Source organism: Streptacidiphilus sp. BW17 (assembly GCF_041262485.1).
GTDB lineage: Bacteria > Actinomycetota > Actinomycetes > Streptomycetales > Streptomycetaceae > Streptacidiphilus.
This window is the reverse complement of sequence record NZ_JBGCCR010000002.1, coordinates 317,691-341,655: the sequence shown is the minus strand read 5'-3', so window position 1 is coordinate 341,655 and position 23,965 is coordinate 317,691. Positions and strand designations below refer to the sequence as shown.

General features: G+C 69.9%; 20 protein-coding genes. 6 read left to right on the top strand and 14 right to left on the bottom strand.

Annotated elements, in window-relative coordinates; all coding sequences use genetic code 11:
- Positions 1-76 precede the first annotated feature (76 nt).
- The 8 genes from ABH940_RS03620 to arc form a co-directional block, all read right to left on the bottom strand.
- Positions 77-448 carry an FKBP-type peptidyl-prolyl cis-trans isomerase gene (locus tag ABH940_RS03620; RefSeq protein ID WP_370104212.1) on the bottom strand — a complete coding sequence of 124 codons (372 nt, stop codon included), beginning with the start codon at positions 446-448 and terminating at the stop codon, positions 77-79.
- A gap of 61 nt (positions 449-509) precedes the next feature.
- A complete protein-coding gene (locus ABH940_RS03615) occupies positions 510-1,517 on the bottom strand; it encodes an FKBP-type peptidyl-prolyl cis-trans isomerase (RefSeq protein ID WP_370104209.1) in 1,008 nt (335 codons plus the stop codon).
- Between the two features lie 209 nt (positions 1,518-1,726).
- A complete protein-coding gene (pafA, locus tag ABH940_RS03610) occupies positions 1,727-3,088 on the bottom strand; it encodes a Pup--protein ligase (RefSeq protein ID WP_370071893.1) in 1,362 nt (453 codons plus the stop codon).
- A 54-nt stretch (positions 3,089-3,142) separates the two neighbouring features.
- A complete protein-coding gene (gene prcA / locus ABH940_RS03605) occupies positions 3,143-3,910 on the bottom strand; it encodes a proteasome subunit alpha (protein WP_370071894.1) in 768 nt (255 codons plus the stop codon).
- Between the two features lie 61 nt (positions 3,911-3,971).
- Complete coding sequence (gene prcB, locus ABH940_RS03600; protein ID WP_370071895.1) at positions 3,972-4,817, bottom strand: proteasome subunit beta; 846 nt, start codon at positions 4,815-4,817, stop codon at positions 3,972-3,974.
- Positions 4,818-4,869: 52 nt separating this feature from the next.
- A complete protein-coding gene (locus ABH940_RS03595; RefSeq protein WP_370071896.1) occupies positions 4,870-5,088 on the bottom strand; it encodes a ubiquitin-like protein Pup in 219 nt (72 codons plus the stop codon).
- 183 nt (positions 5,089-5,271) lie between these two features.
- Complete coding sequence (gene dop / locus ABH940_RS03590; protein WP_370071897.1) at positions 5,272-6,783, bottom strand: depupylase/deamidase Dop; 1,512 nt, start codon at positions 6,781-6,783, stop codon at positions 5,272-5,274.
- 215 nt (positions 6,784-6,998) lie between these two features.
- The gene (gene arc, locus ABH940_RS03585) at positions 6,999-8,765 is read right to left on the bottom strand and encodes a proteasome ATPase (RefSeq protein WP_370104207.1); all 1,767 of its coding nucleotides are present in this window, start codon (positions 8,763-8,765) and stop codon (positions 6,999-7,001) included.
- 228 nt (positions 8,766-8,993) lie between these two features.
- Here arc and ABH940_RS03580 point away from each other — a divergent pair, with 228 nt between their 5' ends.
- On the top strand, positions 8,994-9,296 hold the full coding sequence (locus ABH940_RS03580; protein WP_370071899.1) for a ferredoxin: 303 nt from the start codon (positions 8,994-8,996) through the stop codon (positions 9,294-9,296).
- A 129-nt stretch (positions 9,297-9,425) separates the two neighbouring features.
- On the opposite strand, the gene ABH940_RS03575 is transcribed toward ABH940_RS03580, so the two are convergent.
- The 3 genes from ABH940_RS03575 to ABH940_RS03565 form a co-directional block, all read right to left on the bottom strand.
- Positions 9,426-10,187, bottom strand: coding sequence for a hypothetical protein (locus tag ABH940_RS03575; protein WP_370071900.1), 762 nt, complete (start codon positions 10,185-10,187; stop codon positions 9,426-9,428).
- Positions 10,188-10,355: 168 nt separating this feature from the next.
- Positions 10,356-11,336, bottom strand: a complete 981-nt coding sequence (locus tag ABH940_RS03570; protein ID WP_370104205.1) for a tRNA (adenine-N1)-methyltransferase — start codon at positions 11,334-11,336, stop codon at positions 10,356-10,358.
- A 52-nt stretch (positions 11,337-11,388) separates the two neighbouring features.
- Entirely contained in the window at positions 11,389-12,750 is a 1,362-nt protein-coding gene (locus ABH940_RS03565; RefSeq protein ID WP_370071902.1) for a site-2 protease family protein, read from the bottom strand.
- A gap of 12 nt (positions 12,751-12,762) precedes the next feature.
- On the opposite strand from ABH940_RS03565, the gene ABH940_RS03560 reads away from it, so the two are divergent.
- Both ABH940_RS03560 and ABH940_RS03555 read left to right on the top strand, forming a co-directional pair.
- Positions 12,763-13,680 carry a RecB family exonuclease gene (locus tag ABH940_RS03560; protein ID WP_370104204.1) on the top strand — a complete coding sequence of 306 codons (918 nt, stop codon included), beginning with the start codon at positions 12,763-12,765 and terminating at the stop codon, positions 13,678-13,680.
- A gap of 64 nt (positions 13,681-13,744) precedes the next feature.
- Positions 13,745-14,416 carry a response regulator gene (locus ABH940_RS03555; protein WP_370071904.1) on the top strand — a complete coding sequence of 224 codons (672 nt, stop codon included), beginning with the start codon at positions 13,745-13,747 and terminating at the stop codon, positions 14,414-14,416.
- A 111-nt stretch (positions 14,417-14,527) separates the two neighbouring features.
- Here ABH940_RS03555 and ABH940_RS03550 read toward each other — a convergent pair whose 3' ends face one another.
- The 3 genes from ABH940_RS03550 to metH form a co-directional block, all read right to left on the bottom strand.
- Complete coding sequence (locus ABH940_RS03550; protein WP_370071905.1) at positions 14,528-16,141, bottom strand: ABC transporter substrate-binding protein; 1,614 nt, start codon at positions 16,139-16,141, stop codon at positions 14,528-14,530.
- A gap of 291 nt (positions 16,142-16,432) precedes the next feature.
- Positions 16,433-17,104, bottom strand: a complete 672-nt coding sequence (locus ABH940_RS03545; RefSeq protein WP_370104202.1) for an HAD family hydrolase — start codon at positions 17,102-17,104, stop codon at positions 16,433-16,435.
- A gap of 133 nt (positions 17,105-17,237) precedes the next feature.
- Entirely contained in the window at positions 17,238-20,747 is a 3,510-nt protein-coding gene (gene metH / locus ABH940_RS03540; RefSeq protein ID WP_370104201.1) for a methionine synthase, read from the bottom strand.
- 280 nt (positions 20,748-21,027) lie between these two features.
- Between metH and ABH940_RS03535 the strand changes: the two genes are divergently transcribed.
- The 3 genes from ABH940_RS03535 (at position 21,028) to ABH940_RS03525 (ending at position 23,931) form a co-directional block, all read left to right on the top strand.
- Positions 21,028-21,891 (top strand): PAC2 family protein, encoded by an 864-nt coding sequence (locus ABH940_RS03535; RefSeq protein ID WP_370071908.1) that lies wholly within the window; start codon positions 21,028-21,030, stop codon positions 21,889-21,891.
- Between the two features lie 491 nt (positions 21,892-22,382).
- Complete coding sequence (locus ABH940_RS03530) at positions 22,383-22,988, top strand: DUF6643 family protein (RefSeq protein WP_370071909.1); 606 nt, start codon at positions 22,383-22,385, stop codon at positions 22,986-22,988.
- Positions 22,989-23,094: 106 nt separating this feature from the next.
- Complete coding sequence (locus ABH940_RS03525) at positions 23,095-23,931, top strand: MOSC domain-containing protein (RefSeq protein WP_370071910.1); 837 nt, start codon at positions 23,095-23,097, stop codon at positions 23,929-23,931.
- Positions 23,932-23,965 lie beyond the last annotated feature (34 nt).

The window sequence follows — 23,965 nt, the reverse complement described above, 5'->3', positions numbered from 1 at the left end:
TCCAAAGGGACGGGGGTGCGCTTGCGTGACTCGCGCGTCGCGTGCGACTCGTGTGCGGCTCGCGTGCGACAGGGCGTCAGACGCCGAGCAGGTCCACGACGAAGATCAGCGTCTCGCCGGGCTTGATCGCGTCGCCCGCGCCACGGTCGCCGTAGGCGAGCTTGGCCGGGATGATCAGCTCGCGACGGCCGCCGACCTTCATGCCCTGGACGCCCTGGTCCCAGCCGGCGATGACCTGGCCGATGCCCAGCTTGAAGCGGAGCGGGGCGCCACGGTTCCAGCTCGCGTCGAACTCCTCGCCGGTGCTGAAGGCCACGCCGACGTAGTGGACGCTGACGTTGTCCTTGGCCTTGGCCTCGGCGCCGTCGCCCACCCAGATGTCGCGGATCTGCAGCGTCGTGGGGGCCTCGCCGCCCGGGAAGTCGATCTCCGGCTTCTCGATGCTCACGGTGGTGGTTCTCCTTGGAGGGACGAAAGATGGTGCAGAGCTGGTGCTGTGCGCCCCTACGTTACGCGGCGCCGAGGATGTCCACGACGAAGACCAGGGGTGCGTTGGCCGGAATGCCCGAACCCTGCGGCGGCTGCGCCCCGTAGGCCTCGGCCGCCGGGATGGTCAGCAGCACCCGGGAACCGACCGTCTGCCCGACCAGGCCCTTGTCCCAGCCGGGGATGACCTGGCCCTTGCCGATGACGAAGTTGGTCGCCCCGCCGTGGCTCCACGACGAGTCGAAGACCTTGCCGTTGGCCAGAACCGCACCGGTGTACTGGGCGATCAGGTTCTGGCCGGGCTGGACCGTCGGGCCGTTGCCCTTGAGCAGCACCGTGGCGCCCAGGGTCTTCGGGTCGCGCTGCGAGGAGCTGATGGTGAAGGAGGCCGCGGCCTTGTCGTTCATCTGCACCTTGGGCACGTCGGCCGTCGGCGTCTGGGGGGTGCCGTCGGCCGACCCGTCGACGGGGACAGCGGCGGTGATGTCGAAGACCATCGCCAGCGTGTCGTGGCAGGTGATCTGCAGCTGGGGGTAGCCCGCGTTGCCGAAGCCCGCCGCCGGCGGGGCGACGACCTCGACCCGGCTGCCGACCTTCTGGCCCACGACGGCCTTGCTGAACATCGGCAGCATCGGCGTGGTGTGCAGGTTGTCGACCGCGGCGCCGCCGCTGTCCTTGTAGGAGTCCTGGAAGGGCTTGCCGGCCCAGGTCTGGCCGACGATGTTGAAGCCGACCACGTCGTCGTTGGTCACCACCGGGCCGTTGCCCACGGAGATCGGCTTGACGACGAAGTTGCCCGTCGGGTCGCCCTTCGGGACGGTGATGGTCGCGCTCTTGCCGAACTCGCCCGAGACGGTCGGCAGCTGGCTGTCCGTGCTGGTCACGGGCGGCACCGGCAGCGGCGACTGGGCGGCGGAACCGGACGGGCAGGGCGCCGCGGTGTCGGCGGCCGTGGCCGTCTTGGCGCTGCTCCCACAACCGGTGAGCAGCAGCGTGGGCGCAAGAAGCAGCGCGGCGGCGAGTCGGCGCACGGTGATCCTTAGGTGGTGAGCGGTTCAGCGGTCCGCGCCACTCTATGGCCTTGTCCCGGATCTGCGCAGAGACCCCGCCCACAACTCAGGTCACAAGTCGGTCATGTTCACTCCAAAGCTGGCTCCGAGACACGAGGACCGGCCGACGGGCTCGCGCCCACCGACCGGCCCCCACGTCCGGCCCTCGCGTCCGACCCCGACCCCCGGGCTCACATGCCGGCGATCAGCTTCTCCACGCGCTCGTCGACCGATCGGAACGGGTCCTTGCACAGGACGGTCCGCTGCGCCTGGTCGTTGAGCTTGAGGTGGACCCAGTCGACGGTGAAGTCGCGCCGCTGCTCCTGGGCCCGGCGGATGAAGTCGCCACGCAGTCGCGCCCGGGTGGTCTGCGGCGGCACCGACTTGGCCTCGAAGATCTTGAGGTCGTTGGTGACCCGCTCCGCCTGCCCGCGGTTCTCGAGCAGGTAGTACAGGCCGCGGCGACGGTGGATGTCGTGGTACGCGAGGTCGATCTGGGCGACCCGCGGGTGCGACATCGAGATGCCGTTCTTGGCCCGGTAGCGCTCGATCAGCTGGTACTTCATCACCCAGTCGATCTCGCGCTCGACCTTGGCGTAGTCCTCGGTGCGGACCGCTTCCAGCGTGCGGCCCCACAGGTCGAGCACCCGCGCGATCGTGCCGGTGCGGATGCCCCGGTGGTCGGCGAAGTCGCTGGCCTTCTGGAAGTACTCCTGCTGGATCTCCAGCGCGCTGGCCTCGCGGCCGTTGGCGAGCCGGACCAGGCGCTGGCCGGTCAGGTCGTGGGAGACCTCGCGGATGGCCCGGATCGGGTTCTCCAGGGTGAGGTCGCGCAGCACCGTGCCGGCCTCGATCATCCGCAGCACCAGGTCGGTCGCGCCGACCTTGAGCAGCGTGGTGGTCTCCGACATGTTGGAGTCGCCCACGATGACGTGCAGACGGCGGTAGCGCTCGGCGTCCGCGTGCGGCTCGTCGCGGGTGTTGATGATCGGACGGGACCGGGTGGTCGCCGAGCTGACGCCCTCCCAGATGTGCTCGGCACGCTGGCTGACGCAGTAGACCGCGCCGCGCGGCGTCTGCAGCACCTTGCCCGCGCCGCAGATCAGCTGACGGGTGACCAGGAACGGGATCAGGATGTCCGCCAGGCGGGAGAACTCCCCGTGCCGCGCCACCAGGTAGTTCTCGTGGCAGCCGTAGGAGTTGCCGGCGGAGTCGGTGTTGTTCTTGAACAGGTAGACGTCCCCGGCGATGCCCTCCTCGTGGAGCCGGCGCTCGGCGTCCACCAGCAGGCCCTCGAGGATGCGCTCCCCGGCCTTGTCGTGCGTCACCAGCTCGGCGACGTCGTCGCACTCGGGGGTGGCGTACTCGGGGTGCGAACCCACATCCAGATAGAGGCGGGCACCGTTGCGCAGGAACACGTTGCTGCTGCGGCCCCATGACACGACGCGGCGGAAGAGGTACCTGGCCACCTCGTCCGGTGACAGGCGACGCTGCCCCCGGAACGTACAGGTGACGCCGTACTCGTTCTCCAACCCGAAGATTCGGCGGTCCATGCCTAGTAGTTCACCTTCCCGCCCTGATCGAAACCATGGGAAAAGCGGCTGTTGCTACTCCCCCTCGGCCGCGGCGGCCGAACCGGCCGGCGGCTCCTCGTCGTCGGACGCCGCACTGGCGTCCCCCTCCAGCAGCCGGCTCAGCTGGGTGCCGAGCAGGCGCTTGAACTTTCGCTGCTGCCAACGGCCCCGGTCCAGCACCGCGACCTCCAGTTGCTCCGGGGTCAGGGTGCGGGGCGCGCCGCCGTTCGGGTCCCTGGCCAGGCTCTCTACGGCGAGCTTGAGGGCGTCCAGCAGGGATGTGCCCTCCTCGTGGCGCTGCTCCAGGTAGGTGGCGATGGATTCGGAGTTGCCGCCGACGGCGACCGAGCCGTGCTCGTCCACGACCGAGCCGTCGGGGGTGAGGCGGTAGATCTGGTCGTCGCCCGGGGTCTTGCCGACCTCGGCGACGATCAGCTCGACCTCGTAGGGCTTCTCCCCGGTGGAGGAGAAGATGGTGCCCAGGGTCTGGGCGTAGACGTTGGCCAGACCACGGGCGTTGACGTCCGCCCGGTCGTAGGAGTAGCCGCGCAGGTCGGCGTAGCGGACGCCGCCGATCCGCAGGTTCTCGAACTCGTTGTAGCGGCCCACCGCGGCGAAGGCGATCCGGTCGTAGATCTCGGAGACCTTGTGCAGCGCGCGGGAGGTGTTCTCCGCGACGAAGAGGATGCCGTCGGCGTAGGTGAGCACGACCACCGACCGACCGCGGGCGATGCCCTTGCGGGCGTACTCGGCGCGGTCGGCCATGGCCTGCTGGGGTGAGACGTAGAACGGCGTCGACACCGGTCGCCCCTTCTTCTTGTCGAGCGGTCAGATGATTGGGGGTCAGGAACGGCCCGAACGGCTACAGCAGGGGCGCCTGCGGGCCGTCCGGCTGCTCCAGCCGGTGGCCGAGCACTGCCTTGGCGAGCTCTCCGACCTCCTGGTCGCCGAGGCGGCGGAAGCCCTCGTCGGTGATGACCGAGACGATCGGGAAGATCTGGCGGGTGAGGTCCGGCCCACCGGTCGCGGAGTCGTCGTCGGCGGCGTCGTAGAGGGCCTGGATGACCGCCGTCGCGGCCTGCTCGGCAGTCAGGCCCGCCCGGTAGAGCTTCTTCAACGAGCCCTTGGCGAAGAGCGAGCCGGAGCCGGTGGCGGCGAAGCCCGTCTCCTCGGAGCGCCCGCCGGTGACGTCGTAGGTGAAGATCCGCCCGCGGCTCTGGTCCAGGTCGTAGCCGGCGAAGAGCGGGACGACGGCGAGGCCCTGCATGGCCATGCCGAGGTTGCCGCGGATCATGGTGGTGAGGCGGTTGGCCTTGCCCTCCAGCGAGAGCGAGGTGCCCTCGATCTTCTCGTAGTGCTCCAGCTCCAGCTGGAACAGCTTCACCATCTCCACCGCGAGGCCGGCGGTGCCGGCGATGCCGACCGCGGAGTACTCGTCGGCCGGGAAGACCTTCTCGATGTCCCGCTGCGCGATGATGTTGCCCATGGTGGCGCGCCGGTCACCGGCGAGGACGACCCCGCCGTCGAACGTCGCCGCGACGATGGTGGTGCCGTGCGGCGCCTGGAGCGGCTGCGCACCGGCCGGCAGCTCACGCCGGCCGGGCAGCAGTTCGGGCTGGTGGTCGCCGAGGAACTCGATGAACGAGGACGAGCCCGGCCGCAGGAAGGCAGCCGGCAGACGCCCGGTGCCAGAGAGATAGGCTTCCACAGCTTTCCTTCCGGTTCGTTGAGTCGATCGTGGAGTCGATCAAGGAGAGAATCTACTCTCCACCCTTCTGGACGAAGCCCCGCACGAAGTCCTCGGCGTTCGACTCGAGGACCTCGTCGATCTCGTCCAGGACCGCGTCGACGTCGTCGTCGATCTTCTCCTTGCGCTCCTTGAGGTCCGAGGCCTCCTCGGCCTGGACGTCGGTCTCCTCGACCTCCTCGGAGGAGCGGTTCGCCCGCTGCTGGCCGCCGCCGGTGTCCTTGGTCGCCATTTCCCTCACCCCGCTCTTGAGTGGATCAGCTGATCTCTGACCCTACGGCTTGTAGTCGAAGAACGTCGATCGTTGCCCGGATGATGCCCAAAGGCGTGCAGTTCACCCATGGTGAACGAACACCCTCGTACAGTTACGCTCTGCGCGGACACGCGTTCACACGTGTTCACACCCGACCCCGGCTCACCCTCCGCTGAGCACCCGTACCAGCTCCTCCGCCGTGCGGCAGCGGTCCAGCAGCGCCTTGACGTGGTTCCTGGTGCCGCGCAGCGGCTCCAGGGTGGGCACGCGCTGCAGGGAGTCACGTCCGGGGATGTCGAAGATGACCGAGTCCCACGAGGCCGCCGCGACGTGGTCGGCGTACTGCTCCAGGCAACGGCCGCGGAAGTAGGCGCGGGTGTCCTCAGGTGGCTCGTGGGCGGCCCGCAGCACCTCGGCGTCGTCCAGCAGCCGGTCCATCCGCCCGCGGGCCACCAGCCGGTTGTAGAGGCCCTTCTCCTGGCGGACGTCCGCGTACTGGAGGTCGACCAGGTGCAGCCGGGCGTCGTCCCAGCCCAGGTCGTCCCGGCGGCGGTAGCCCTCCAGGATCTCCTTCTTGGCCACCCAGTCCAGCTGCCGGGAGAGCGACATCGGGTCGCGCTCCAGCTTGCCCAGCACGTCCTCCCAGCGGTCCAGGACGTCGTGGGTCTGCTCGTCGGCGTCCTGGCCGTAGCGGTCCTCGACGTACTTCCTGGCCAGCTCGCAGTACTCCATCTGGAGCTGCACCGCGGTGAGCTTGCGCCCGCTGCGCAGCTGGATCAGGTGCTGCAGTGAGGGGTCGTGGGAGACCTGGTGCAGCGTGCGGACCGGCTGGTCGACGACCAGGTCGACGGTGATGAAGGAGTCCTCGATCATGGACAGCACCAGGGCGGTGGTGCCGAGCTTGAGGTAGGTCGAGATCTCGGAGAGGTTGGCGTCGCCGATGATCACGTGCAGCCGCCGGTACTTCTCCGCGTCGGCGTGCGGTTCGTCGCGGGTGTTGATGATCGGGCGCTTGAGCGTGGTCTCCAGGCCGACCTCGACCTCGAAGTAGTCGGCGCGCTGGCTGAGCTGGAAGCCCTGGGCGGAGCCGTCCTGGTTGATGCCGACCCGGCCGGCGCCGGTGACCACCGGGCGCGAGACGAAGAACGGGGTGAGGTGGCGCACGATGTCCGCGAACGGCGTGGCCCGCTTCATCAGGTAGTTCTCGTGGGTGCCGTAGGAGGCGCCCTTGTTGTCGGTGTTGTTCTTGTACAGGTGGATCGGCTGCGCGCCGGGCAACTGCAGGGCGCGGTTGGCCGCCTCCTCCATGACCCGCTCGCCGGCCTTGTCCCAGAGCACGGCGTCGCGCGGGTTGGTGACCTCCGGCGAGGAGTACTCGGGGTGGGCGTGGTCCACGTAGAAGCGCGCGCCGTTGGTCAGGATGATGTTGGCGAGCCCGATGTCCTCGTCGGTCAGCTGGCTGGCGTCCGCCGCATCTCTGGCCAGGTCGAAGCCACGCGCGTCGCGCAGCGGGTTCTCCTCCTCGAAGTCCCAGCGGGCCCTGCGGGCCCGGTGCATCGCCGCCGCGTAGGCGTTGACGATCTGGGACGAGGTGAGCATGGCATTGGCGTTGGGATGACCCGGGACGGAGATCCCGTACTCCGTCTCGATGCCCATGACGCGCCGTACAGACATACGGCCCTCCTTCGCGCTGCCGCGGACGAACCCGTGCGGTAACCCGAGACTAAGACTGCCGACTGACAACCGGGAGATCACTGACACGATCGTTGTGACGCGAACGTCCGGCTGTGAGGGCCCACGGGCTCCCGCAGCCGGACGTCTCGAAGGTACTGCGTGGTGCTGGTGTTTCTGCCGTTCTGCGCGTGCAGGTCTTACAGGTCGTGCTGGTCCTACAGGTACTGACCCGTGTTGGCCACGGTGTCGATGGAGCGGCCGGACTCGGCGCCCTGCTTCCCGGTGACCAGCGTGCGGATGAAGACGATCCGCTCGCCCTTCTTGCCGGAGATGCGGGCCCAGTCGTCCGGGTTGGTGGTGTTGGGCAGGTCCTCGTTCTCCTTGAACTCGTCCACGCAGGCGGCGAGCAGGTGGGAGACGCGCAGACCGCGCTGGCCGTGGTCAAGGAAGTCCTTGATGGCCATCTTCTTGGCCCGGTCCACGATGTTCTGGATCATGGCGCCGGAGTTGAAGTCCTTGAAGTAGAGGACCTCCTTGTCACCGTTGGCGTAGGTGACCTCCAGGAAGCGGTTCTCCTCGGACTCGGTGTACATCCGCTCCACCACGGCCTGGATCATCGCGGCCACGGCGGCGTCGGTCGAGTCGCCGTGCTCCTTGACGTCGTCCGGGTGCAGCGGCAGCGAGGTCTTCAGGTACTTGGAGAAGATGTCCTTGGCGCCCTCGGCGTCCGGCCGCTCGATCTTGATCTTGACGTCCAGACGGCCGGGCCGCAGGATCGCCGGGTCGATCATGTCCTCGCGGTTGGAGGCGCCGATGACGATGACGTTCTCCAGCCCCTCCACACCGTCGATCTCGGCCAGCAGCTGCGGGACGATGGTGTTCTCCACGTCCGAGCTGACGCCGGAACCGCGGGTGCGGAACAGGGACTCCATCTCGTCGAAGAAGACGATGACAGGGGTGCCCTCGCTCGCCTTCTCCCGTGCGCGCTGGAAGACCAGGCGGATCTGGCGCTCGGTCTCACCGACGTACTTGTTGAGCAGCTCCGGGCCCTTGATGTTGAGGAAGTAGCTCTTCCCCTGGGGCTGGCCGGTCACCTCGGCGACCTTCTTGGCAAGCGAGTTGGCGACCGCCTTGGCGATCATCGTCTTGCCGCAGCCGGGCGGGCCGTAGAGCAGCACGCCCTTGGGCGGGCGCAGCTCGAACTCCTTGAAGAGGTCGGCGTGCAGGTAGGGCAGCTCGACCGCGTCGCGGATCTGCTCGATCTGCTGGCCGAGGCCGCCGATCCGGTCGTAGTCGGTGTCCGGGACCTCTTCGAGGACCAGCTCCTCGACCTCGCTCTTCGGCACGACCTCGTAGACGTAGCCGGAGCGCGGTTCGAGGAGCAGCGCGTCGCCGGCCCGCAGCACGATGTCGCGCAGCGGCTCGGCGAGCCGGACCACCCGCTCCTCGTCCGTGTGCCCGACGACCAGCGCGCGTTCGCCGTCCTCCAGGACCTCCTTGAGCGTGACGATGTCGCCGATGCTCTCGAAGGCCATGGCGTCGACGATGTTCAGCGCCTCGTTGAGCATGACCTCCTGGCCACGCCGCATGTCCTCGAGCGGGATGCTCGGGCTGACGTTCACCCGGAGCTTCCGTCCACCGGTGAAGATGTCGGCGGTGCCGTCCTCGTTGGCCACGAGGAAGGTGCCGAATCCGGCCGGGGGTTGTGCCAGCCGGTCGACCTCCTCCTTGAGGGCCACGATCTGGTCGCGGGCCTCGCGCAAGGTGGACGCCAGCCGCTCGTTCTGGGCGGTGACACCGTTCAGGTTGGTCTGCAGCTCGACGATCCGCTCTTCGAGGATCCTCGTGTGCCGCGTGGGCTCGGCGATCTTGCGACGCAGAGCTGCGATCTCCTGCTCCAGCATCGAGATCTGGGCCTGTGCCTCTTCAGAACCCCGTGCGGGCCTGCCGCCTCGGGCGTAGTCGTCATCGTGGGCTGCCACGGTCCTCACCTCCTCCGGGGGGAGCTGACGCTTCCAGACCCTACCTGCGCCTGGGAGTGTTGAAACCCCTTGATCGAAAGTCCGAAGGGGTGTGTCCGATCTTCACCCTTGCGTACGTCCCCTCTGGTAAGGCACATACCCACCTCGGCATTGGTCGAAAGCGGTCGGAGGTAGGCTGACGAGGTCAGCGCCATCGAGACCATCAAGAACGCAGAACGGACGGCCGGGATGTCCACCAGCACCGAGAGCGGGGCCACGGAGGCCCTGGAAGTCTGGATCGACCAGGACCTGTGCACGGGCGACGGCATCTGCGTGCAGTACGCGCCCGAGGTGTTCGAGCTCGACATCGACGGGCTCGCCTACGTGAAGGGCACCGACGAGGAGCTGCTGACGGAGCCAGGCGCCTGCGTGCCCGTCCCGTTGACGCTGCTTCAGGACGTGGCGGATTCGGCCAAGGACTGCCCCGGCGACTGCATCCACGTCCGACGCGTCCGCGACCGGGTCGAGGTGCACGGACCCGACGCGGAGTAGTCCGCGCCGACGCAAACGCCCCTCGCCACGTGACGAAGATCACATGACGAGGGGTGAGCTGTCTCTGCGTCAGTTCCCGTCGGCGGGAAGGGGCCTGAGACCCCCTCCCGGACGAGGTGACGGGTCCGGTCAGACGGAGGCCCCGTTGGCGGCCACCACGGGCTGGGCCCAGGAACCCCCCTTGCCGAAGGCCCAACTGAGGGTCTCGTTGATGTCGGGGCAGCAGTTCGGCACGGAGGCCGAGGAGTAGCCGCTGACCACCGCGCGGATGCTGCCGTCCGAACGCATGGTGACGCTCTGCACGCTCATCCGCTTGGCCGGGTCGAGCAGCGTGGCCGCCAGCACCGGTGCCGCGGCCGCGCTCTTTCCGGGCTCCAGCACGTAGAGGCCGTCCGGCGGCGTGCCACCGGCGGCGTCGCAGCGGGCCGAGGCGACGGTGACCGGGGTGCCGCTGCCGGGCAGGGCCGCGGCGAACTGCTGGTCGATCTTGACCGCCTGACCTGCGCAGTCCAGCGGCAGCTTGGCCTTGGCCGGGTTCGGCGCGGCGGCGGCCGGGACCGGGTGCGCGGCCGGGCCCGCCGCGGTGCCGGCGCCGGTGCCGGCTGCGGCGCTCGCACCGGACCCGGCTCCCGCTCCTGTGCCGGGGAGGTCTCCGGCGACGCGCTGGGCGGCGCCGGCCGGTCCGACCACCAGCACCAGACCGACCACGGAGGCGACACCGGCGGCGGTGGCGATCCAGTGCAGCGGTTTACTTCGCGCGTGGGCGGGGAGTTTTGACAGGGCCTTCGCCTTCTCGGCGACGGCGGCCTCGCCCGCGCTCTCCGCCTCGACACCGCCCGACTCGACACTCCCCGACTCGACGGACTCAACGGTCTCGTCGGACCTCGCCACCAGCTGCACCACCAGGGGACACCCCATTTCCCGCAGTCACCGCGCGATTGTGCGCGTCATCGTCCCACAGTCCGGACGCGCGCAGAGCAACGGGGAAGCGACGATTCCGTCGCCTCCCCGTGGAGGTTGTGCAGAGGCCGACTCGCGGCCATGGGACCGGCGCGCGGCTCAGTCGCGCTCGTCGGCCACGCGGTCGAAGTCCTCGACGTAGTCCTCGCCGGAGGCGTCCGCGCGGTCCTCGGCCAGCTTCAGGAACCGGCCCGGCTTGACCTTCTCCGGCGCCTCCGTCTCGCCGTAGGCGCCCTTGGCCGGACGGCGACGACGCAGCGGCGGCTCGACGCCGTCCGCGAGACGGCGCGAGGTGAGCAGGAAGCCGGTGTGACCGATCATCCGGTGGTCCGGACGCACGGCCAGGCCCTCGACGTGCCAGTTGCGCACCATCGACTCCCAGGCCTGCGGCTCGGTGAAGGTGCCGTGCTCGCGCAGCGCCTCGACGGTGCGGGAGAGCTGGGTGGTGGTCGCGACGTAGCAGCAGATCACGCCACCGGGCACCAGCGCCTTGGACACCACGTCCAGGCACTCCCAGGGCGCCAGCATGTCCAGCACGACCCGGTCGATCTCGGTCTCGACCAGGTTGTCCTGAAGGTCGCCCAGGGTGAGCTTCCACGCCGGGTGCGGGCCGCCGAAGTAGCGCTCGACGTTGCTGCGCGCGATCCCGGCGAAGTCCTCGCGGCGCTCGTAGGAGAAGAGCGAGCCGCTGTCCCCCACCGCGCGCAGCAGCGACATGCTGAGCGCACCGGAACCGACACCGGCCTCCACGACGCGCGCGCCGGGGAAGATGTCGGCCATGGTGACGATCTGCCCCGCGTCCTTCGGGTACACGACGGCGGCGCCGCGCGGCATGGAGAGGACGTAGTCGGGGAGCAGGGGGCGCAGCGCGAGGTACTGGGTGTTCCCGGTGGTGCGCACGACAGTGCCCTCGAGGGCGCCGATCAGCTCGTCATGGGAGAAGGCACCCTTGTGGGTGTGGAACGCCTTCCCTGCTTCGAGCGTGATGGTGTGGTGGCGTCCCTTGGGGTCGGTGAGCTGGACCTGGTCCCCGACCTGGAAGGGCCCGCGACGGCGGGCGGCGCCGGTCGGTTGAGTCATGGGGGCTAGTCTACGGGCGCAACTGGGGCCTGCCGACCACGTCGCGCTTGGCTCACGCGGCGGGCGGAGGGGCGGCGACCAGGACGTCCTCGCCCGACATCGCGCGGGAGAAGGCGCGTTCCACGTCGACTGCGGCGAGGACGCCGACGGGTTCGTCGTCCTCCCCGACGACCAGGTACTCCGCCGAGGGCACGGCGCGCAGCGCGTCCAGCAGTTCCTCGCCCGCCAGCCCAGTCGGGACCCGGCTGCCGGGGCCGAGCGGGACCGAGACCTCGCTGACCTGCATCCACGGACGCCGGTGTTCCGGCACCGCCCGCACCGCGCGCTCGCGGACCAGGGCGATCGGCGTGCCAGCGCTGTCGGTGACGATGATGCCGAGCGCACCGGCCGCGTCCAGCCGGCGCAGCGCCTCGGCGAGCGGGGTGTCGGCGGTGACGCTGACGGCGGGTCGGGTCAGCACGCCCGCACTGAGCTCCGGCAGCCGTTCGCGCAGCCGCGCGTTGCGCAGGCTGCTGTTCGCGCCGTTCCAGATGATCGCGGCCAGGATCGCGCCGAGCACGGCGTCGGTCAGCAGTTCGCCGGTGCCGATCTCGGCGGCCTGCGCGGCGGACAGGGCGGGCATGCCGATCAGCACCACCAGGGCCAGGCCACGCCCGGCCCAGGCCGCCGCGACCGTCCCGGCCATCGGGCGGCCGGTGAGCTTCCAGACCACCGCACGCAGCATCCGGCCGCCGTCGAGCGGCAGTCCGGGCAGCAGGTTGAAGACGGCGACGACGAAGTTGCTCAGCATCAACGCCGTCAGCAGCACGCCGGGCACCGTGGCCGGAACCACGAACTGCATCGCGCCCAGGAACACCCCGCCCAGCACCAGCGAGAGCAGCGGTCCGGCGAAGGCCAGCCAGAACTCGCGTCCGGCCGTCTCCGCCTCCTTGGTGATCTCGGAGACGCCGCCGAAGAACTGGAGTTGGATCCGGAGCACCGGCAGCTTGAAGCGCAGTGCCAGCACGGTGTGGGCCAGTTCGTGGATCAGTACCGAGCCGTAGAAGGCGACCGCGAAGAAGAGCGAGACCAGGTAGCGGGCGCCGCCGAGGCCCGGCAGCACGGCGTCGATCTGGCCGCCGAAGAGCCAGGTGATCAGCGCCGCGACCAGGAACCAGCTGGGCGTGACGTAGACCGGCACCCCGAAGGGCCGGCCCATGCGCAGCGCGCCGGGCGGACGCTCGGGATCGGGAGCGCCCGCTGTCGTCTCGCCGTTGCCGCTGTCGCCGCTGCTCACGTCCGCCCCTCCGTGCCCGTCTCCGCGCCACACGCTACGCGATCTCCCGCGCTTGCGGCGCGCGGCGGGCCGTCGGTACACCGTTGCCCCCACCCTCGTGCTTACCCACTTACCCACGCGGTGTCGGTGCCAGGCCATAGGGTCGGACCCATGCAAGCCGCCGACCCCACCGTCGACACCCCCGTCAGCCCCGCAACCGGCACCACCGACGCCGCGCCGGACCTCGCGCCCGAGGCTGCGCCGGAGGTCGCGCCGCCCGCGGTCCCGACCTCGCTCTCGCCTTCGCGGGCAGGCGACTTCATGACCTGCCCGCTGCTCTACCGGCTGCGGGTGATCGACAAGGTGCCCGAGCCGCCCAGTCCGGCGGCCACCCGGGGCACGCTGGTGCATGCCGTGCTGGAGCGCCTCTTCGACGCCCCGCTCGGCGAGCGCACACCCGAGGCGGCGCGGGCGCTGCTACGTCCGGAGTGGGAGAAGCTGCTGCTGGAGCGCCCGGAGGTGGCCGAGCTCTTCCCCGAGCAGGCGGGCGCCGACGAGCTGGCGGGCTGGCTGGCCGACGCCGAGAAGCTCCTCGACGCCTACTTCCGCGTCGAGGACCCGAACCGCCTCCAGCCCGCCGAGCGCGAGTTGCTGGTGCAGACCACGCTGGAGTCCGGGCTCCGGCTGCGCGGCTATGTGGACCGGGTCGACGTCGCCCCGACCGGCGAGGTCCGGGTGGTCGACTACAAGACCGGCCGGGCGCCCTCGCGGGACTTCGAGGGCAAGGCCATGTTCCAGATGAAGTTCTACGCGCTGGTGATCTGGCGCGAGCGCGGGGTGATCCCCAAGCGGCTCCAGCTGATGTACCTGGGCGGCGGCGGCCAGGTGGTCACCTACGACCCGGACGAGGCCGATCTGCGCGCCGTGGAGCGGAAACTGCTGGCGCTGTGGCAGGCCGTCCAGCAGGCCCTGGCGAGCGGCGACTGGCCCGCCAACCCGAACCGGCTCTGCGACTGGTGCGCGCACAAGCCGCTGTGCCCGGCGTGGGGCGGAACCCCGCCTGCGTACCCTTTGAGTGTCCCGTCCTGATCGACTGTCCCGACCTGATCAACGTGATCGACCTGATCGACGTGATCGCCGAGTGGAGCGTGCTGTGACGATCCGAGTGCTGCTGGTCGACGACCAGCCGCTGCTGCGCACCGGTTTCCGGATGATTCTGGAGGCCGAGTCCGACATCGCCGTGGTCGGCGAGGCCGGGGACGGGCAGCAGGCGCTCGACCAGGTCCGGGCGCTGCAGCCCGACGTGGTCCTGATGGACATCCGGATGCCGCGGATGGACGGCGTCGAGGCCACCCGCCGCATCGCCGGACCGGGCCGTGACGGCCCGGCCAAGGTGCTGGTGCTGACCACCTTCGACCTGGACGAGTACGTGGTGGAGGCGCTGCGCGCCGGGGCCAGCGGCTTCCTGCTCAAGGACGTCCCGGCGGAGGAGCTGGTCCAGGCGATCCGCGTGGTCGCCGAGGGCGCGGCGATGCTGGCCCCCAGCGTCACCCGCCGCCTGCTGGACATGTACGCCGGTCGGCTCCCGTCCGGCGACGAGGCCCCGCCGCCGTCCCTGGGCACGCTGACCGATCGCGAGGTGGAGGTGCTGAAGCTGGTTGCCAAGGGCCTCTCCAACGCCGAGGTCGCGGGCGAACTGTTCGTCAGCGAGACGACGGTGAAGACGCACGTCGGCCATGTGCTGACCAAGCTCGGCCTGCGCGACCGGGTCCAGGCGGCGGTCTTCGCCTACGAGAGCGGCCTGGTGCGCCCCGGCGGCAACTGAGGCTCCGTCAGCAACCAGGAGCAGGCGAACAACAAACAGGCGAACAGGCAGAGCCGAGGAACGAAACAGGCCCGGCTCCCGCGTGCTGCGGGGCCGGGCCTGCTGCTGTCGTCAGTTGCTGGTCTTGCCGATCAGCCACCAGCGGGGGGTGCCCGAGTCGTCCAGGGTCAGCGGGACGCCGGTGATGTTCGCCTGCGAGGCCGCGTACTGGGAGTTGGTCCAGATCGGTATGACCGGGACGTCCTGGGCGATGGTGTTCTGGATCTGCTTGTACGCCTTCTCCGCGGAGGTACGCGGCGTAATGGACAGCGCCTGCGAGATCTCCTGGTCGAGCGTCGGATTGTTGTAGTTGTTGTAGAGGGCGTTGCCCTCGACGATCGGCGAGATGTAGTCGTCGGCGTCCAGGTAGTCGGCTTCCCAGGCGATCATGAAGGCCTGGAAGTTGCCGCTGGTCAGGATCGCCGACTGCATCTGGCCGACGCCGCCGGGGAAGCCCTGGAGGCCGACCTGGAAGATGCCCGTGCTGTTCAGCTGCTGGGCGATCAGCTTGGTCTCGGCCTCCTTGGCCGCGTCACCCCCGCCGTAGGAGAGCGTGAACTTGACCGGGAGGGAGACCCCCGCGTCCTTCAGCTGCTGCCTGACCTCGCCGTCCGTGCGCTGCGGAGTGCTCCACATGCTGAAGGACTGCGAGGAGTTGGCGATGCCGGCGGGCATCAGCGAGTAGGCCGGCGTCACGGTGTGCTGGTAGGGCCCGGAGGCGATCTGGCTGCGGTTGATCAGCTCGGCCACCGCCTGGCGCACGTGGACGTCGTTGAACGGCGCCTTCTTGGTGTTGAAGGACATCATCCGGACCTGGCCGCCGGGGCCCTGCGCGACCTGAAGGCCGCTGCCCAGCTGCTGGTTGTTCTGCATGGTGACGACGTCGTTGGCGTTGAGGTCCTGGATGACGACGTCGGCATCCTTGTCGTCGAGCGCCTTCTTCGTCCCGTTCTGGTCCGCGTAGTACTTGACGTCGACGTAGGAGTTCTGCGGGGCGGTGGCCGCGCCCTTGTAGTTGGGGTTGAGCGCCAGCTTGAGCTCGGTCGGCTGCTGACCGCCGCCCAGGTTGCCCCACTGGGCCGACTGGACCACGTAGCGGCCTGAGCCCACCACGCCGCTGAAGGTGTTCGGCTCGGCCTGGGTGGCGCTGTAGACCTTGGGGTCGACGATGGACGCCACGCCGGAGGCGAGACGGTCCTCCATGGTCGCGTCCGGCTCGGTCAGGTGGAGCACGAAGCGGGTGGGGCTGAGCACGTCGATCGACTTGATCGTGCTGAGCAGGCCGGAGACGCCGGTCTTGGACTTGATCGCGAGCACGCGGTCCAGGGAGAACTTGACGGCGTTGGCGTCCAGCGCGTCGCCGTTGGAGAACTCCAGGCCCGGCTGCAGGTCGCAGGTCACCGTCACGCCGGAGTTGGTGCAGTCCTTGGCGGCGTCCGGCGTCGGCAGGTTGGCGCCCGGCATGTAGGTGAAGAGCTGCTGGTAGATGTTGTAGTACACATTCCACGAGCCCGAGTCGTACGCGTTGGCCGGGTCGAGCGTGGTGAAGGGCGTCGCCGAGCCGACGTTGATCGTCACATTGGGAGCACCGTCGACGGGGCCGGTCGACTTCGACGAGCCACAGGCGGTGGTCGTGGCGATCAGGCCGACGCAGCTGAGCGCCGCCAGCCGCTTGAGTGCTGACATGTGTCCTTCTTCTCCTCGCCGGCGCTGGATCTCACCACCACCCCGCGGCGCGGTATACCACGCAGAGATGGTGCGCAGGATCCGCGGCAGGGTCGATAGAGCGGTAGCCTGCCATACGATCGCACGATCCCCCAGCCGCCCTTTACCGAGGGTTTGGCCAACCGGCCGGAAATGCGGCGGAAGTGACGCCACATGTACTGATTCGTCCGTTTTAGCGTTAGCAGGTAGTTACTTTTCCGCACGTTCACAGGCTCCTCACAAGATCGCGGAGGGGCTGGACATGGCGGAGCGTCAGCCCCCTGCGACCAGCGCCCGCAGCATCGCGGTGTCGACACCCTCCAGAGTGGTGCGCACGGTCGTCCGCGGCCCCTCCTCGATCGCCGCGACCGAGGGCACCGCCAGCACGTGGCAGCCCGCCGCCTGACCGGCCCGCACTCCCGTCGGGGCGTCCTCGATCACTACGCAGCGCGCCGGGTCCGCCCCGAGCCGCGCGGCGGCCAGCAGGTACGGGTCCGGGTGGGGCTTGGTCCGTTCGACCTCGTCGCCAGCGACGGTGAAGGCGAAGTTGTGCGCGCCGAGTGTGCGCAGCACCTGGTCGATGATCCGCCGGTGCGACGCGGAGACCAACGCCGTCGGGACGCCGTGCGCGGCCAGGTCCGCAAGCAGCGCCTTGGCGCCCGGCAGGACCGGGACGCCCTGGCCGATCAGCTCGACGAAACGCTCGTTGATCAGGTCGCCCAGCCGCTCCGGCGTCAGCGGGGCGCCGGAGACCGCCAGCAGGTGGGCGACCACCCGCGACATCGGGCCGCCGACCACGATCTCGCGCTCCTCGGGCCCGATCGGATGGCCGAGCTCGGCCAGCAGCGTGCTCTCCGCCTCCCACCAGAAGTCCTCGGTGTCGACCAGCGTGCCGTCCATGTCGAGCAGGACGGCCTGCAGGGTGCGGGAGGCGACTGTGGTCACGGGCGGTTCCGGCTTTCTTGCGGCCCGGCGTCCGGGCGAGACGGCTCGGGCCGATCACCACCGAGGTGACCGGCCCGGGGCCCCCGGCCGGAGGCCGGCCAAGGGAGGGTCCTACATCGTAATCCTGTCGAGCTCAACGCGCGTTGAAGTACTTCGCCTCCGGGTGGTGGATCACGATGGCGTCGGTGGACTGCTCCGGGTGGAGCTGGAACTCCTCGGAGAGCTCGACGCCGATCCGCTCCGGGCGCAGCAGCTCGGCGATCTTGGCGCGGTCCTCCAGGTCGGGGCAGGCGCCGTAGCCGAGGGAGAAGCGCGCACCCCGGTACTTCAGGGCGAACATGTCGCGCATGTCCTTCGGGTCCTCGGAGGAGAAGCCCAGCTCGGCGCGGACGCGGGCGTGCCAGTACTCGGCCAGGGCCTCGGCCAGCTGGACGGAGAGGCCGTGCAGCTCCATGTAGTCGCGGTAGGAGTTCTCCGCGAACAGCTTGTTGGCCGCCTCGGAGATCCTGCTGCCCATGGTGACCACCTGGAAGGCGACGACGTCCTTCTCGCCGGAGTCCTCCGGGCGGAAGAAGTCCGCCAGGCAGAGCCGACGCCCGCGCCGCTGGCGCGGGAAGGTGAACGCGGTGCGCTCCCGGCCGTCCTCACCCAGCACCACCAGGGAGTTCTCCCGCGAGACCGCCGGGAAGTAGCCGTAGACCACGGCGGCCTCCAGCAGGCCCTCCGTCTGCAGCCGGTCCAGCCAGCCGCGCAACCGCGGCCGACCCTCGGTCTCCACCAGCTCCTCGTAGCTCGGACCCCCGGCACGCGCCGCCTTCAGCCCCCACTGCCCCTTGAACAGCGCGTCCTCGTCCAGCCAGGAGACGTAGTCGGCCAGCGCGATGCCCTTGACGATCCGGTCGCCCCAGAACGGCGGGGACGGCACCGGGTTGTCGGCGGCCACGTTCGAACGGGTCGTGGTCTCCTCCGGCTCGTCCACCTCGACCTTGGCGTGGCGGCGCTGCCGCAGCTCCGGCAGGGCAGCGCCGGGGACGCCGCGCTTGACCGCGACCAGCGCGTCCATCAGCCGCAGGCCCTCGAAGGCGTCGCGGGCGTAGCGGACCTCGCCGGCGTAGATCTCGTGCAGGTCCTGCTCGACATAGGCGCGGGTCAGCGCCGCGCCGCCGAGGATCACCGGGAACTCGGCGGCCAGGCCGCGCTGGTTGAGCTCCTCCAGGTTCTCCTTCATGATCACCGTGGACTTGACCAGCAGGCCGGACATGCCGATCACGTCCGCCCGGTGCTCCTGCGCGGCCTCCAGGATCGCCGAGACCGGTTGCTTGATGCCGATGTTGACGACGTTGTAGCCGTTGTTGGACAGGATGATGTCGACCAGGTTCTTGCCGATGTCGTGGACGTCGCCCTTGACGGTGGCCAGCACGATGGTGCCCTTGCCCTCCGAGTCGGACTTCTCCATGTGCGGCTCCAGATGGGCCACCGCCGCCTTCATCACCTCGGCGGACTGGAGCACGAACGGCAGCTGCATCTGGCCGGAGCCGAACAGCTCGCCGACCGTCTTCATGCCCTCCAGCAGCACCTCGTTGACGATCTCCAGCGCGGGCCGGACGGTCAGCGCCTCGTCGAGGTCCGCCTCCAGGCCCTTGCGCTCGCCGTCGACGATCCGTGCCTGCAGCCGCTCCTCCAGCGGCAGCGCGGCCAGCTCCTCCGCCTTGCCCGCGCGCACCGAGGCGGCGCTGACGCCCTCGAACAGCTCCAGGAACCGGCTCAGCGGGTCGTAGGCTGGCTCGTCGCCCTGCTCGGGCCGGCGGCGGTCGTAGACCAGGTCGAGCGCGACCTCGCGCTGCTCGTCCGGGATCCGGTTCATCGGCAGGATCTTCGCCGCGTGGACGATCGCCGAGTCCAGACCGGCCTCGACGCACTCGTTGAGGAAGACCGAGTTGAGGACCTGACGGGCGGCCGGGTTGAGGCCGAAGGAGATGTTGGACAGACCCAGCGTGGTCTGCACCGCGGGGTGACGGCGCTTCAACTCCCGGATGGCCTCGATGGTCTCCATGCCGTCGCGACGCGACTCCTCCTGGCCGGTGGCCAGGGTGAAGGCGAGACAGTCGACCAGGATGTCGTGCTCCGCGATGCCGAAGCGCGTGCCCAGGTCCTCGATCAGGCGCTCGGCGATGGCGACCTTCGTCTCGGCGGTGCGGGCCTGGCCCGCCTCGTCGATGGTCAACGCGATCAGCGCCGCACCGTGCTCGGACGCCAGCGCCGCGATCCGGCCGTAACGGGAGTCGTCCGCGTCGCCGTCCTCGAAGTTGACCGAGTTGAGCACCGCGCGACCGCCGAGCAGCTCCAGACCCGCCCGCAGCACCTGCGGCTCGGTGGAGTCCAGCACGATCGGCAGCGTCGAGGCCGTGGCCAGCCGACCGGCCAGCTCCTTCATGTCCGCGACGCCGTCACGGCCGACGTAGTCGACGCAGAGGTCGAGCAGGTGCGCGCCCTCGCGGATCTGCTCACGGGCGATGTCGACGCAGGCCTGCCAGTCCCCCGCGACCATCGACTCACGGAACTTCTTCGACCCGTTGGCGTTGGTCCGCTCACCGATCGCCAGGTAGGAGGTGTCCTGGCGGAACGGCACCGACTGGTAGAGCGAGGACGCCGCCGCCTCCGGCTGCGGGGTGCGCGGCGCGACCGGCCGGCCCTGAACACGCTCCACGACCTGGCGCAGGTGCTCCGGCGTGGTGCCGCAGCAGCCACCGACCAGGGAGAGGCCGTACTCCCGGGTGAACACGTCGTGGGCGTCGGCCAGCTCCTCGGGCGAGAGCGGGAAGACCGCGCCGTCCTTGCCCAGCACCGGCAGACCGGCGTTCGGCATGCAGGAGAGCCCGACCTTGGCGTGCCGGGCCAGGTAGCGCAGGTGCTCGCTCATCTCGGCCGGACCGGTGGCGCAGTTCATGCCGACGTAGTCGACGCCCAGCGGCTCCAACGCGGTCAGCGCCGCGCCGATCTCGGAGCCCAGCAGCATGGTGCCGGTGGTCTCCATGGTCACCTGGGCGAGGATCGGCAGGCTGATCCCGGCGTCGGCCTGCGCCTGCTTGATGCCCAGCACCGCGGCCTTGACCTGGAGCAGGTCCTGCGCCGTCTCCACCAGCAACGCGTCCGCGCCACCGGCGATCAGACCGGCCGCGTTCTGCCGGAAGCCCTCGCGCAGCGCCTCGAAGGGCATGTGGCCGAGGGTCGGCAGCTTGGTACCGGGACCGATCGAGCCGAGCACCCAGCGCTGCCGGCCGTCCTTCGCGGCGAACTCGTCCGCGGCCTCGCGCGCGATCCGCGCGCCGCACTCGGCCAGCTCGAAGATGCGGTCGGCGATGTCGTACTCGCCCATGGCGGACAGGTTCGTGCCGAAGGTGTTGGTCTCCACGCAGTCGACGCCGACCCCGAAGTAGGCCTCGTGCACCGAGCGGACGATGTCCGGGCGGGAGACGTTCAGCACCTCGTTGCAGCCCTCGTGACCCTGGAAATCCTCCAGGGTGGGGTTCTGCGCCTGGAGCATGGTCCCCATGGCCCCGTCGGCCACCACAACCCTGGTGGCGAGCGCCTCGCGCAGCGCGTCGGCGCGCTCTTGGGCGGCAAGAGGGACGAAAACGGCCATGGTGAGCTCCCTGTGTGCGACGGCTGTCGACTTTGCGCCCACACGGACGCGGGCGCACGCGCCCAGCCTATTGCAGGGACACATGGTGAGCTCAGGGATTCCGCCAGGTGGGACACGGGCGGCCACCGCGGCCCTGGTCAGCGGTGTCCGGAAAACGACGGGACACCACCCGGAGCAAGCACATCGGGTAAAAGGAATGGTTGCCCGTACGCTGGGCACTTACAGTCCGTGGGACGAGCTGAATCGGGCCCGTACCAGGCAAGTGGAGGGAGGCCCCGGGGTGATCGAGCTTGAGGACATGCCCGAGCTCATCGACCCGGTCATGGTGGCCGCGTTCGAGGGCTGGAACGATGCGGGGGACGCCGCCTCCACCGCTGTCGCGCATCTGGACGAGATCTGGGGTGGGAAGGTCTTCGCGGAGCTCGACGCCGAGGACTACTACGACTTCCAGGTGAACCGTCCCACGATCTGGATGGACGGGGGCGTCCGCCGGATCACCTGGCCCACGACCCGGCTCTCGGTGGTCCGGGTGACCGAGCCGAAGACCCGCGACCTGGTGATCATCCGCGGCATCGAGCCGAGCATGCGCTGGCGCAGCTTCTGCCAGGAGCTGTTGGGCTTCGCCCACGAGCTGGGCGTGGAGATGGTCGTCATCCTGGGCGCGCTCCTCGGCGACACCCCGCACACCCGGCCGGTGCCGGTCAGCGGCGTCACCTCCGACCCTGACGTGGCCTCCTCGCTGGAGCTGGAGGAGAGCCGGTACGAGGGCCCGACGGGCATCGTCGGCGTCCTGCAGGAGGCGTGCGCCCACGCGGGCATCCCGGTGGCGACGTTCTGGGCGGCTGTCCCCCACTACGTGGCTCAGCCGCCGAACCCGAAGGCGACGCTGGCGCTGCTGAACAAGTTGGAGGACCTGCTGGACATCCGGGTCCCGCTGGGCGAACTCCCGGACGACGCACGGGCATGGCAGCTGGGCGTCGACCAGCTGGCCGCGGAGGACAGCGAGGTCGCGGAGTACGTCCAGCAGCTGGAGGAGGCCAGGGACACGGTCGACCTCCCCGAGGCCTCCGGCGACGCGATCGCCCGCGAGTTCGAACGCTACCTGCGCCGCCGCGACAACCAACCGCCGAAGGCGGGCGAGTAGCGCTTTTGCAGACGGGCCGCTGCACTACTCCAGGGGCGCGGGGAACTGCGCGACAAGCCACCCGCCTACGTAGAGCACCGATCGCGCAGGGTCATCTGCACAGGGTGGTTAGTCGCGCAGTTCCCCGCGCCCCTGATGGTGCAACCACCTGCAGCAGCACAAGCCCGCCTTGTCGCGCCCACGCGGCGGAGCCGCACATCAGCAGAGCCCCCGCGCCCCGGACAGCGCAAGTAACTCATCGCAGCGACATCAGCCAACGCGGGATTGACGCCTGGTGACCGCACGGTGCACAGCGCGGAGCGCGGTGTGGAGAGCGACCGTCCGGTAAATATTGGCTCAACAATGGTCCCGCCTGCAGCTACACCAGGCAGGTGATCTGACCGATTTTCACACTTTCGACCCAGCCTGTGAGCCCGCCACCGCGCAATCCCCACAACTACCTGCCGTGACACTCTCCTCAGCAGGCACGTTGTGGGCTTACCGTATGCGTCATGACCTCCCGCTCCTACGACGGAGTCGGTTACTACGCTCCGTCCTTCTCCTCGGACACCCCGATCTACGACAGTCTCGTGGCTGAACGCGGCGTCCCCCAGATCGCGCCGATCAACGTGCCTGCGGCGCTGCCGCCGGCCGCATACGACAGCTTCGGCTCGTCGTCCTACGGGTCCTCTTTCGGCCAGGGCGGCAACCTGCCCGCCATCGCCACGCCCCGGCTCGCGCTGGGGCCGGGGCCGAGCAGTCCCAGCTATGCACCTTCCACTCCGACGCCCGCGCACTACCCGGCCCCGCAGCCGTACATCCCGCAGCAGCCGCAGTACGCCGGCGGGCAGACGTACGGCGGGAACCAGCAGCAGTTCGGCGGGCAGCAGTTCGGCGGGCAGCAGATGACGCCGTCGCACGGCACGCCCGTCGCGCCGGTGACGCCGCTGCGCTCCGGGTACCCGCAGGCCCAGCCCCAGCCGGGGCAGCCGCAGTACGCGCAGCCGCAGGCGGGCGGCGGTTACGGCTACCCGCAGCAGCAGCCCGGCGCCGGTTACGGCTACCCGCAGCAGCAGAGCGGCGCCGGATACGGCTACCCGCCGCAACGCGGTCGCTGAGCACCGCACCACGGAGCGACACCGCAGGGCGAAGGACGGGAGCGACACTCGGGGTCCGGGCCACCGGCACCCCGGGTGGACGTCGGGAGCTGGCACCATTGGGGGTATGGCCCAGCTCACCGCCTTGCGAATACATCCGGTCAAGTCGTTCCACGCCGTTCCGGTCGACGCGTGCCGAGTCGAGCCCTGGGGGCTGGCCGGGGACCGTCGTTGGATGCTGGTCGGCGAGGACGGCGAGACGCTGACGCAGCGCCAGGATCCGCGGCTGGCACGGTTCCACGCGTCCGTTGCCGAGGACGGCACGCTGACCGTGGAGCACCCGGACGCCGTCGCGCCGCTGCGTGTGCCCGCACCCGCGGCTGCCGGGCTGACGCAGGTCTCGATCTTCGGCGACGGCTTCAGCACGCCGGTCGTCGACTCCGCCGAGGTCGCCGCCTTCTTCCGCAAACTGCTCGGCCGCGAGCTGCGGCTCGCCCGCCTGGACCTGCCGGAACGTCGTCCGGCCCCGGCGACCACCACCTTCGCGGACCAGTACCCACTCCTGCTGACCACCACCGGCTCCCTCGACGCCCTCGACGGGCTGATCGCGCGGGACCAGCCGGACGCCGTCGCGGCCGTGCCCGTCCCGATGGACCGGTTCCGCCCCAACCTGGTGCTGGACGGCTGCGCGCCCTGGGCCGAGACCGGCTGGCGCCGGATCCGCATCGGCGAGGTCGAGTTCGAGGTCGTCCAGCAGTGCGGACGGTGTGTGATGACCACCGTCGACCAGGAGGCCGGGGTCTTCACCGGCCAGCAGCCACTGCGGACGCTGCGCAAGCGCCGCCGCTTCGGCAAGGAGGCCGCCTTCGGCATCCACATGGTGCCGCTCGCGCCCTACGGCACGCTGCGGCTCGGCGACGAGCTCACCGTGCTCGACGCCGGTCCGCTGCCGCACCCCGACTGAGCGCGCGGCACGCTCCCGGCGACCCGGGATCCCG